Genomic DNA, 11576 nt, shown 5'->3' with positions numbered 1-11576 from the left:
CAACGACCCGGCACGCTTCAGTGCGCCAGCAGCTTGTCCAGGATGCGGTTGAGCCACTCTTGCTCTTGCGCGTCCAGCTTGGCCAGCACTTCGCGCTCCCGCGCGCGCGCCATCGGCGCCACGTCATCGTGAATGGCCCAGCCGGCCTCAGTGAGGCTGAGTACCGAGCGGCGCTTGTCGTTGCCGTGCGTCTCACGATGCACGCGACCGGCTTCCACCAGGCGGGCCAGCGCCCGGCTTACCGCCACCTTGTCCATGGCGGTGCGCTCGGCCACCTCCCGCGCCGACAGGCCGTCGAACCGTGCCAGCACCGCCATCACGCGCCATTCCGTCACGCTCAGGTCGTAACGTCGCTGGTAATCGTCCGCAATGGCCTGGCTCACCGTGTTGGACAGGATGGAGAGCTTGTAGGGCAGGAAATGCTCCAGCTGCAGGGGGGCGTGTTCGGCTCCGGCGGGGGCAGGCTTGCGCGGGTTGGGCATTGCGGCACTGTTCCTTGCAATTAGTTTCATATGTAACTATAACGTTGGTCTCATGGCGATGGTGGCACGCTCATGCGGCCGCCGTCGCGCATCGGCTTGAACGCATCGACTTTGATCAGGAGCGCGCCATGAACGCCCACCCCAACCTCGGCATGCAGGTGACCACCTTCGAGAACCCGATGGGTATCGACGGTTTTGAATTCGTCGAGTTTGCCGCGCCGGCCGGACGCGCTGGCGAGCTCCATGGGCTGTTCAAGAGCATGGGTTTCAGCGCCGTGCTCAAGCACAACACGCGTCCGATCACCGTCTACCGCCAGGGCGGCGTCAACTTCCTGGTCAACGAAGATCCGCAATCCTTCGCCGCCGATTTTGCCGCCAAGCACGGCCCGTGCGCGTGCGGTTTCGCCATCCGCTTCACCAGGCCGGCGGCGGACGTGCTCAAGGCCGTGCTCGCCAACGGCGGCGAAGTGTCGGCCGACAAAGCCGACAGCAAGGCGGTCAAGGCACCGGTGGTGAAGGGCATTGGCGATTGCATGTTGTATCTGGTCGATCGCTACGGCGACGCCGGCAGCATCTACGATGGCGATTACTCGCCGGTGCCGGGCGCCGAGCAGAACCCGGCCGGTTTCGGCCTGACTTTCATCGACCATCTCACGCACAACCTCTACTTCGGCAACATGCAGAAGTGGTCCGATTACTACGAGCGCCTGTTCAATTTCCGCGAGATTCGCTACTTCGACATCAAGGGCGCCAAGACCGGCCTGGTGTCCAAGGCGATGACCGCGCCTGACGGCATCGTGCGCATTCCGCTCAACGAGTCGAGCGATCCCAAGAGCCAGATCAACGAATACCTGGACGCGTACCACGGCGAAGGCATCCAGCACATCGCCTGCTTCACCGACAACATCTACGACACGGTCGAAGCGATGCGCGCCAACGGCGTGGCGTTTCTCGACACGCCCGAGACGTATTTCGATGTCATCGACATGCGCATTCCCAACCACGGCGAAGACGTGCCGAGGCTGGCCAAAAACAAGATCCTGATCGACGCGGACCCGGAGACCAAGCAGCGCAAGCTGTTGCAGATCTTCACCCAGAACAACATCGGGCCGATCTTTTTCGAGATCATCCAGCGCAAGGGCAACGAAGGTTTCGGCGAAGGAAACTTCCAGGCGCTGTTCGAATCGATCGAGCGCGACCAGATGAAGCGCGGCGTGCTTTAAAGCGCCCAAAAGCGTGGCCGGCCGGCGCGCACGGCCACGCGGTGCGGGTCAGTGATGCATAAGGGCGCCGTTTTTCATCAGCGTGGCGAACATCGCGCCGAAGAACATGAAATACAGCACCATCATCGCGATACCCACCAGATAAAGCACGCCTTGGATCACGAAATACGTTCTGAGCTTGGCAAACGATTCCTTCAATGCAAACGCATCGCCGCTGAGCTGGGCGTTTTCCAGCGCGCCGGCGGCTTGAACCAGCAGCACGCCGGTCCAGATCGGTAGCCAAGCGATGAGAATGCCCACGATGGTAAGGGCCGTGACGACACCCTGGACGATGAACATGATGCCCACGAACTTCATCCACCCTTTGCCCGATGCCAATGGCTGGATCAGATCCTGGAGCGAATAGCTGGGCGCCTTGCCCAGCGAAGCGTACTGATCGGACATGTTTTTTCCTTTGCAGTCGTTGCAGTGAAATAGGTATCGCCTCATTTCCTTGAGCGAGGCGGGGTCAAGAGTAATAGGATCGGCGCTGGCGTGCCGCATGCACCCAAGGCCGCGGAGCTTCCATGTCAACCCATCCCGAGCAGTACCAATCCGGTTTTGGCAACGAGTTCGCCAGTGAGGCGATCGCGGGCGTGTTGCCGGCCGGGCAGAATTCCCCGCAGCGCGTGGCACACGGCCTGTACGCCGAGCAGTTGTCGGGCACCGCGTTCACCGCGCCGCGGCACGTCAACCGGCGCAGCTGGCTCTACCGTATCCGTCCGGCGGCCATGCACCAGCCGTTCAAGCCGCTTGCGCATGCCCGCTTCCATAACCGCTTCCACGAGGCGCCGGCCACGCCCAACCAGTTGCGATGGGACCCTTGGCCGATGCCCGTCCAGCCCACCGATTTCATCGACGGCCTGGTCACCCTTGCCGGCAACGGCGGCGCGGCCGAGCAGGCTGGTTGCGGTATCCACGTCTATGCGGCCAATCGTTCCATGCAGGGGCGTTTCTTCTACGACGCCGACGGCGAGCTGTTGATCGTGCCGCAGCAGGGGCGCGTGCGCCTGGCCACGGAGTTTGGCGTGCTGGATCTCAAGCCGCTTGACGTGGCGGTGATTCCGCGCGGCGTGCGTTTTCGGGTGGAACTGCCGGACGGAGAGGCACGCGGTTACGTCGCGGAAAACTTCGGCAGCCTGCTGCGCCTGCCGGACTTGGGGCCGATCGGGGCCAACTCGATGGCGCTGCCGCGCGACTTCCTCACCCCCCACGCCGCTTACGAAGACGTTGAAGGCGATTTCGAGCTGATCAACAAATTCCAGGGTGCGCTGTGGTCGGCGCGCATCGATCACTCGCCGCTGGACGTGGTGGCCTGGCACGGCAACTACGCGCCCTATAAATACGATTTGATGCACTTCAACACCGTCGGTTCGATCAGCGTCGATCATCCCGATCCGTCGATCTTTACCGTGCTGACTTCGCCCAGCGATACGCCCGGTACGGCCAATATGGATTTCGTGATCTTCCCGCCGCGCTGGCTGGTGGCCGAGCACACGTTCCGTCCGCCGTATTTCCACCGCAACGTGGCCAGTGAATTCATGGGCCTGATCGAGGGCGCCTACGATGCCAAGGCCGGCGGTTTCGTGCCGGGCGGTGCGAGCCTGCACAATTGCATGAGCGGCCACGGCCCGGATGAGGCGAGTTTCGCCAAGGCGAGTGAGGCCGATGTCAGCAAGCCCGATCACATCACCGGCACGATGGCCTTCATGTTCGAAACGCGCAAGGTGATCCACCCAACCCAACAAGCGCTGGACGCGCCGCAACTGCAGCACGATTACTACCAGTGCTGGCAGGGCATTAAAAAGCGCTTCGATCCCCGGCAAGGGTGAGGCGCGCAGCGCGGTTGGCGACCCACGCCACCGCACATCGAACAAGCAATGGGCTGCCCGCATGTGCAGCCGACGGAGTGAATGCATGAAACTGGGCAGTCTCAAGGAAGGCGGGCGCGACGGTACGCTGATCGTCGTCAGCCGCGATCTCACCCGCGGGGTGAAGGCCGGCGGCATTGCCGCCACGCTGCAGGCGGCGCTCGACGATTGGTCCAACACCGCGCCGCGACTGAATGCGTTGTCCGACGAACTCAACGCCGGCAGTGCCACGGGTGCGTTCGCGCTGGATGCCGCCAGGCTGGCCGCGCCGTTGCCGCGCGCCTACGAATTTGTCGACGGCAGCGCCTATCTGCCGCACGTCGCGCGCGTGCGCCGTGCGCGCGGCGCCGAAGTGCCCGAGTCGTTTTACGTCGATCCGCTGATGTACCAGGCCACCAGCGCGGGCTTTCTCGGGCCGCGCGACCCGGTGACGGTGCCCAGCGAAGAGTACGGCATCGACCTCGAAGCGGAAGTGGTGGTGGTGACCGACGACGTGCCGATGGCGGTGACGCCCGAGCAGGCGGCGGGGCATATCCAGCTGGTCGGCCTGGTCAACGACGTCAGCCTGCGCAACCTGATTCCGGCAGAGTTGGCCAAGGGTTTCGGTTTTCTGCAATCCAAGCCACGTTCGGCCCTGTCGCCGGTGCTGGTGACCCCCGATGAACTGGGCGATGCGTGGCGCGGCGAAAAACTGCATCTGCCCATGCGCACCTGGTTGAACGGCAAATGGTTCGGCGAAGCCGAATGCGGCGTGGACATGCAATTCAACTTCGCGCAACTGGTGGCGCACGCGGCGAAAACGCGGCCGCTGACGGCCGGCACCATCGTGGGCTCGGGCACCATCGCCAACGAAGACACCAGCAAGGGCGCCTCGTGCCTGGCCGAACAGCGCACGGTGGAAACCCTGCGTGACGGCCGGCCGACCACGCCGTTCCTGACGTTCGGCGACACGCTGCGCATCGAGGTCACCGATAAACACGGCGTATCGATTTTCGGCGCGATCGAGCAGGCGATCGCGCCGCTAAAGTAATCGGCTTCACCGCCTTGCGCGAGATGCTCCCTTTCTGCGGCGGGTAGAGGGAGCATCGCTTCGCTCGACGCATGGATACATCGGCGCTATCGTGGCCCGATCGCTTCCTCACCGCAGTCAGGAGTTCCCCCATGTCCCAGGTTACGCTCAAGGGCAATCCGATCAAGATCGACGGCCAGCTTCCGGCCGTGGGCCAGCAGGCACCGGCTTTCAGCCTCGTCGCCAAGGATCTGTCCGACGCCACGCTGGCCAGCTTCGCCGGCAAGCGCAAGGTGCTGAACATTTTCCCCAGCGTCGACACGCCGACATGTGCCACGTCGGTGCGCCGTTTCAACGAGAAGGCCGGTCAGCTCGATAACGCCGTGGTGCTGTGCATCTCCGCCGACCTGCCGTTCGCGCAGGCGCGTTTCTGTGGCGCCGAAGGCCTGGATCACGTGGCCACGCTGTCGACCATGCGCGGGCACGATTTCCTGAAGAATTACGGCGTGGCGATCGCATCGGGACCGCTGGTGGGCCTGGCCGCGCGCGCGGTGGTCGTGTTGGATGCGCACGATAAGGTGCTGCACACCGAACTGGTCGGTGAGATCGCGCACGAGCCCAATTACGATGCGGCGCTCGCCGCGCTGAAATAAGGTTTCGCCGCGGTATTGCGACAAAAAAGCCGGGCAACGCCCGGCTTTTTTTGCGAACGATGGGCGATGGGGCTTAATTGGCCGCCATCAGCGCCTTGGTCATGTCCAGCATGCGGTTGGAGAAACCCCACTCGTTGTCGTACCAGCTCAGCACCTTCACCAGCGTGCCGCCCATGACGCGCGTCTGGGTGGAGTCGTAGATCGAGGAGGATGCATTGTGGTTGAAGTCGATCGACACCAGCGGCTTGCTGTTCACGGCCAGGATGCCCTTCAGCGCGCCGTTGGCGGCCTCATGGATGGCGGCGTCGATTTCTTCCTTGGTGGTGTTGCGCGCGGCGACGAAGGACAGGTCCACCACCGACACGTTGATGGTCGGCACGCGCATGGCGAAGCCGTCCAGCTTGCCGTTGAGTTCGGGCAACACCAGGCCCACCGCGGCGGCGGCGCCGGTCTTGGTGGGGATCTGCGAATGCGTGGCCGAACGGGCGCGACGCAGGTCCGAATGATAGACGTCGGTCAACACCTGGTCGTTGGTGTAGGCGTGGATGGTGGTCATCAGGCCGTGCACGATGCCGATCTTTTCGTGCAGCACCTTGGCCAGCGGCGCCAGGCAGTTGGTGGTGCACGAGGCGTTGGAAATCACCTGGTGCGCGGCGGTGATCTTGTCGTGGTTCACGCCGTAGACGAAGGTGCCGTCCACGTCCTTGTCGCCGGGCGCTGAAATGATCACCTTCTTGGCGCCCGCGGCCAGATGCGCGCCGGCCTTGGCCTTGGAGGTGAACAGGCCCGTGCACTCCAGCACCACGTCGATGCCCAGCTCGCCCCAGGGCAGCTTGGACGGATCGCGCTCGGCGCAGACCTTGATGCGGTCGCCGTTGACGATCAGGTCGCCGCCGTCCACCGACACTTCGCCCGGGAACTTGCCGTGCGCGGTGTCGTACTGGGTGAGGTGCGCGTTGGTTTCGGCGTTGCCGAGGTCGTTGACCGCAACGATCTGGAATTCGTTGGTCCGACCCGATTCGTACAGCGCACGCAAAACATTGCGGCCAATGCGACCGTAACCGTTGATGGCGACCTTGATGGCCATGGGACAGCATCCTCCAAAGCAAGATGGGGCAGCGAAGCGACGGTCCGGACGGACCGCCGAAACACGTATTTTAGCCAGAACCGGGTCGATACCTCATCCGGGGCTGGCCTGAACGGCCGGCCGGGTGCAGGATCGGGCGGCTGGATCCCCGTCCTTGAGCCTTAGGAAACCTCGTCATGAGCGAAGAGCAAGTCATCGAACTGAGCCTGGAGCAGACCCACGACTACGAATTTCGCGTGCGCTTCGACGGCACCGCCATACCGGACATGGCGACCGACGAGACCCGGCCGCTGGGCGGGGAGACCGGGCCCAATCCCTCGCGCCTGCTGATCGCCGGGGTGGCCAACTGCCTGCTCGCCAGCCTGTTGTTCGCCCTGCGCAAGTTCAAGAACGAGCCCGGCAAGCTCACCGCCCGGGTGCGGGCCAGCACGGCGCGCAACGAACATGGCCGCTGGCGCATCGTGCACATCGCGGTGGAGTTGCAGCTCGCCGATGCGGTGACGGCCTTCGAGCACGGCGAGCGCGCGCTGGCCCAATTCGAAGATTTTTGCATCGTCACCGAGAGCGTGCGGCAAGGTATTGCGGTGGACGTCAGCGTGCGCGATGCCAGCGGCAACGTGGTGCACACCAGCCATGCATGAATGTCATGGTGGCTGTGGCAAGATGCGCCACTTGCCATTCCGGATGCCTGCCATGCCCCGCCTGCGCCGCCTTGCTGCCGCCTTGTTCGTCACGCTTGCCCTCGCGCCTGCTGCCGAGGCCTGGGGGCCGCTGGGCCACAGCGTGGTCGCCGAGCTGGCCCAGCGGCACTTAAGTCCCGCGGCGAAGGCGGAGGTGCTGCATCTGCTGGCGCTCGATCACACCCAATCGCTGGCCGACATCGCCAGTTGGCCCGACGAGATCCGCAACGATCCGAACCAGCAGGCGTTGTGGAAGGAAACGCGCCCGCTGCACTACGCCGATTTCCACAATCCCAATTGTGTGTACGTGGCGCCGCGCGATTGCAAGGACGGCAAGTGCGTGGTCGAAGCCATTCCGCACTATGTCGCCATCCTGAGCGACCGCACGCAGACGGATGCGGCGCGGTTGCAGGCGCTTAAGTTCGTGGTGCATTTCATCGGCGACATTCATCAGCCCTTGCATGCCGGCTATCGCGATGACGCGGGCGGCAACGCGTATCAAGTGCAATTCCAGGGGCAGGGCATGAACCTGCATCGCGTATGGGACTCGGGCCTGCTCAGCACGCGCGGTCTGGGCTGGAAAGCCTATGCCGATCGCCTGGACGCCGAAGGCCCCGCGCCGCTGCCGCCGCCGATCGCGCCGCTGGATCGTCCGGTGGTGCAATGGGCGGAGGAATCGTGCCAGATCACGCACGATATTTATCCGGCCAATCACAAGATCGATCAGGCCTACATCGATGCGGAGTTGCCGGTGGCCGACAGTCGCCTGCGCGAAGCGGGCAGGCGCCTGGCCGAAGTGTTGAACATCGCGTTGCAGAACGGCTGATCGCGCGGCCGCGGTATCGCTTACGGCTTAGCGGCCGCGCCGGGGCCGATGTTGCGATCCAGGAAGCCGATGATCGCCTGATACGCTTCCTGCTGATGCTCCGGCAGGAAGAAACCATGGCCTTCGTGCGGCTCGACCAGCGTTTGGTAATGCTTGCCGTGTTGGTCCAGCGCCTGGGTGAATGCCTGGAAGTTCTTGAACGGCGCACGCGGATCGTCGCCGCCGTGGATCAGCAGAATGTCGGCCTTGATGCGGCCGGCACCGCTTAGCGGCGAGCGGCGCAGCAGATCGTTGCGATCGTCACCCAGCGCGAGCTGCAGGTAGGCCTCGCCCATCCTGGTTTGGCGTGTGTCGCCCAGGTCCAGTTGCAGCCGCAAGTCGTAAACGCCTGCGTAGCCGATGGCGCATTTATAAAGATCCGGTTCGCGCACCGCGCCCTCCAGCGCGGCGTAGCCGCCATAGCTCTCGCCGTAGATGCAGATGCGCCTGGCGTCGGCGTAGCCCTGGTCGATCGCCCAGCGCGTGGCGTCGGTGAGATCGTCCTGCATGCTCAGGCCCCATTGCCGATAGCCGCGGTTTTGGAAGTAGCTGCCGTAACCGCCCGAACCGCGGTAGTTGATCTGCAGCACGGCGTAGCCGCGCGAGGCGAGCAACTGGACTTCTGGATCGAACTGCCAGAGGTCGGCAATGCCGTGCGGGCCGCCGTGCGGCAGCACGATCAATGGATAAGGCCTGGCGCCTGCCGGCAGGGTCAGGAAGCCATGCAGCAGTAGTCCGTCGCGTGCCTTAAGTTCGATCGGTTGCATCGGCTGCATGTGCGCGGGGTCGATCCACGGCATGGCGCTGAACAGATGACTTGCCTTGTGGGTGTCCAGATCGAAGATGTAGTAGTCGCCGGGATCGCGATCGCTGCTCACGCTGACGATGGCGCGCTTTCCGTCGCGCGTGAAGGAGGAAAAGTAGACCAGTTGCCCGGGAAACTTCGCAGCCAGCGCCTTGTTGAGTCGAGCTTCCTGACTATTTTCATCGAGATAGAACAGCGAGCGCCTGCCTTCCTGGGTGATCACGGCGTAGTAGTCCAGTCCGTCGGCTGACTCCAGCAACGGACCCGGATCGGCGAAGCGACCTTGATAAAGAGAGGTGAGCGCGCCGGTCGCCAGCGTCATCGCTTCGATGGCATCGGGCGAATCGCCATGCGTGACACGCACATACAGCTTGCTGTCGTCGCGGTTGAAGCCGATCGGTGCCATCTCCACGCCGGATGTTGCGGGGTCGTTGAGCACCTTCCACGGCGCGCCGGCCGACGGGCGCCACCACACGTCGATGCCGGAGAGATCGTTGTTGGCATACGCCACGCGCACGTGTCCGGCGTGATCGGCAAGCAGATGCGCGTTGCGCGCCGGCGCACTGCCCAGGTCCACGCTGCGTCCGTTGCGCACGTCGATCATCCGCGCCGAGGTGAGGCTGCCCGCGGGATCGGTGGTGAAGGCGTTGACCTCGACCAGGATCTGGTTGTCGCCGACAGGACGCCAGAGCATGGGTTGGGCATAGGCGTCGCGCGGTTGGACCTTGCCGGCTCCGGCGCCCGGCTGCGTTGGGCTCGCGCGATAGCCGAACAGATCGATCTGGCCGCCGCCATCGACGTCGATGGCGAACAGTTCGCCGGTGGGTATGGGCGTATCAACGCCGCCTTGTTGCCGGGCGATGGTGGCGACGATGCGCTTGTCGCCGACCCAGAAATAGTCGTGGATCAGCGCATGCGCGCCCGAGCGCAGCAGATGTACCGCCTTGCCGGTCCTGGCATCGAGGATGGCCAGCAGGTTGCCGTACGGATTGCCAGGCTCGGGTACCAGTGTGCCGATGTAGGTGCCGTCGGGCGACATGCTCACCTGGGAGAAGTCGGGCTGTCGTATGAAGTTGCCGATCGGCGGAAGCTGGTGGGGCGATGGCGCGGTCGTCGCGCCGTCATCGGCCCATGCGTAGCTCGCGCACACAAGGCACAGCAGCACAGACAAAAATCCCCATTTACGTTTATCCATCCAAATCCCCCGGAGGATTTGCGGCGCTGCGACGATACGCACGCGTCGGTTGAATAAAGCCTTCGACGCCGCGCGCAGTTCTGCTAGGCTCCGTGAAGGACTGCGAAAACTCAAGCGATGACTACCGACACTCACTCCCGCCGTACCAAAATTGTTGCCACCCTGGGCCCCGCCACCGACGCGCCGGGCATGCTCGAACGAATCATCGGCGAAGGCGTGAATGTCGTTCGCCTCAACCTTTCCCACGGCAAATCCGACGACCATCGCGCCCGCGCGACGGCGGTGCGCAAGGCGGCGGAGAAGCTGGGCATTGAAGTAGGCATCCTCGCCGACCTGCAGGGTCCGAAGATCCGCGTCGAACGTTTTGCCAACGGCCCGGTGGAGTTGCGCGAAGGCGAGCCGTTCGTGCTCGATTGCCGCGACGATGCACCGCCCGGCGACGAGACCCGCGTGGGCGTGAGCTACCTGGGCCTGCCCAGGGACGTGAACGCGGGCGACGTGCTGTTGCTCGACGACGGCCTGGTGGCGTTGACCGTGATCGACGTCGCCGGCACCGAGATCCGCTGCAAGGTGCTGATCGGCGGACGTCTTTCCGATCGCAAAGGTTTGAATCGGCAGGGCGGCGGCTTGTCCGTGTCGGCGCTGTCGGAAAAGGACAAGGCCGACATCAAGCTTGCCGCCGAGATCGGCGCGGATTTCCTGGCCGTCTCTTTCGTGCGCTCGGGCGCGGACATGGATCTGGCGCGCCGCTTGCTGCACGAAGCCGGCGGCAAGGCTTCGCTGGTGGCCAAGATCGAGCGCGCGGATGCCATTCCCGTGCTTGGCGAAATCATCGACGCCTCCGACGTGGTGATGGTGGCGCGCGGCGACCTGGGCGTGGAAATCGGCGATGCGGAGCTGCCGGGCCTGCAGAAAAAAATCATCCGCGAGGCGGTGCAGCGCAACCGCGCCGTGATCACCGCCACCCAGATGCTGCAGTCGATGGTGCGCTCGCCCATCCCCACGCGCGCCGAAGTGCTTGACGTGGCCAACGCGGTGATCGACGGCACCGACGCGGTGATGCTGTCGGAGGAGTCGGCCGCCGGCGCGCACCCCGACAAGGCCGTGGCCGCGCTGCGCCGCATCTGCCTCGGTGCCGAACGCCAGTTCGAGCCGAAGGAAGACCTGGCCACCGCCGGCCATCGCCTGGACCGTACCGACCAGGCCATCGCCCTGGCGGCGATGCTGCTGGCCAATCAGATCGGCGCGCGCGCCATCGTGGCGCTGACCGAATCGGGTGCTACCGCGCAATGGCTGTCGCGCTATCGCAGTGCGGTGCCGATCTACGCATTGTCGCCGTTCGACGACGCGCGCCGCCGCATGTTGATGCTGCGCGACGTGCAGCCGGTGAAGTTCACCCATGACACCTTGAATCCGGCGGTGTCCGCGCGCGAAGCGGTGCGTCAGCTGTTTGCGCTGGGCAAGCTCTCCGAAGGCGATCGCGTGGTGCTGACCCACGGCGACCACATCGGCCGCGGCGGCGGCACCAATACGCTGAAGGTGCTGTCGGTGGGCGCGGACGGCATGGTCGAAAGCCTGCGCGATCTGTGAACGAGGGTGCCGGCCCGTGGCGCGCATGCGCCGCGGGTTGGTTAGACTACTCTCGTCTCTTGGCGACACATCGGAGG

The 11576-nt window shown here is 64.4% G+C and carries 11 protein-coding genes; 7 read left to right on the top strand and 4 right to left on the bottom strand.

Going from position 1 to position 11576, the window contains the following annotated elements; translation table 11 throughout:
* Positions 1–17: 17 nt before the first annotated feature.
* On the bottom strand, positions 18–482 hold the full coding sequence (locus tag VME63_RS13510) for a MarR family winged helix-turn-helix transcriptional regulator (protein ID WP_325433882.1): 465 nt from the start codon (positions 480–482) through the stop codon (positions 18–20).
* 128 nt (positions 483–610) lie between these two features.
* On the opposite strand from VME63_RS13510, the gene hppD reads away from it, so the two are divergent.
* Entirely contained in the window at positions 611–1705 is a 1095-nt protein-coding gene (gene hppD, locus VME63_RS13505; protein ID WP_325433881.1) for a 4-hydroxyphenylpyruvate dioxygenase, read from the top strand.
* Between the two features lie 48 nt (positions 1706–1753).
* Here the strand turns inward: hppD and VME63_RS13500 are convergent, their stop codons facing one another.
* On the bottom strand, positions 1754–2149 hold the full coding sequence (locus VME63_RS13500) for a DUF5362 domain-containing protein (RefSeq protein ID WP_325433880.1): 396 nt from the start codon (positions 2147–2149) through the stop codon (positions 1754–1756).
* Between the two features lie 122 nt (positions 2150–2271).
* On the opposite strand from VME63_RS13500, the gene hmgA reads away from it, so the two are divergent.
* The 3 genes from hmgA (at position 2272) to tpx (ending at position 5277) form a co-directional block, all read left to right on the top strand.
* Positions 2272–3576 (top strand): homogentisate 1,2-dioxygenase, encoded by a 1305-nt coding sequence (gene hmgA / locus VME63_RS13495; protein ID WP_325433879.1) that lies wholly within the window; start codon positions 2272–2274, stop codon positions 3574–3576.
* Between the two features lie 85 nt (positions 3577–3661).
* Entirely contained in the window at positions 3662–4645 is a 984-nt protein-coding gene (locus VME63_RS13490; RefSeq protein ID WP_325433878.1) for a fumarylacetoacetate hydrolase family protein, read from the top strand.
* A 131-nt stretch (positions 4646–4776) separates the two neighbouring features.
* A complete protein-coding gene (gene tpx / locus VME63_RS13485) occupies positions 4777–5277 on the top strand; it encodes a thiol peroxidase (RefSeq protein WP_325433877.1) in 501 nt (166 codons plus the stop codon).
* Positions 5278–5350: 73 nt separating this feature from the next.
* On the opposite strand, the gene gap is transcribed toward tpx, so the two are convergent.
* Positions 5351–6364 (bottom strand): type I glyceraldehyde-3-phosphate dehydrogenase, encoded by a 1014-nt coding sequence (gene gap, locus VME63_RS13480; protein WP_325433876.1) that lies wholly within the window; start codon positions 6362–6364, stop codon positions 5351–5353.
* 176 nt (positions 6365–6540) lie between these two features.
* Here gap and VME63_RS13475 point away from each other — a divergent pair, with 176 nt between their 5' ends.
* Positions 6541–7005, top strand: coding sequence for an OsmC family protein (locus tag VME63_RS13475; protein ID WP_325433875.1), 465 nt, complete (start codon positions 6541–6543; stop codon positions 7003–7005).
* A gap of 52 nt (positions 7006–7057) precedes the next feature.
* A complete protein-coding gene (locus tag VME63_RS13470) occupies positions 7058–7870 on the top strand; it encodes a S1/P1 nuclease (protein WP_325433874.1) in 813 nt (270 codons plus the stop codon).
* 20 nt (positions 7871–7890) lie between these two features.
* On the opposite strand, the gene VME63_RS13465 is transcribed toward VME63_RS13470, so the two are convergent.
* A complete protein-coding gene (locus tag VME63_RS13465; protein WP_325433873.1) occupies positions 7891–9909 on the bottom strand; it encodes a S9 family peptidase in 2019 nt (672 codons plus the stop codon).
* Between the two features lie 117 nt (positions 9910–10026).
* Between VME63_RS13465 and pyk the strand changes: the two genes are divergently transcribed.
* Entirely contained in the window at positions 10027–11499 is a 1473-nt protein-coding gene (pyk, locus tag VME63_RS13460) for a pyruvate kinase (protein ID WP_325433872.1), read from the top strand.
* The last annotated feature ends 77 nt before the right edge of the window (positions 11500–11576 follow it).

The organism is Dyella sp., assembly GCF_035503745.1.
Classification (GTDB): Bacteria; Pseudomonadota; Gammaproteobacteria; order Xanthomonadales; family Rhodanobacteraceae; genus Dyella_B.
This window is presented reverse-complemented; position numbering and strand designations above follow the sequence as displayed.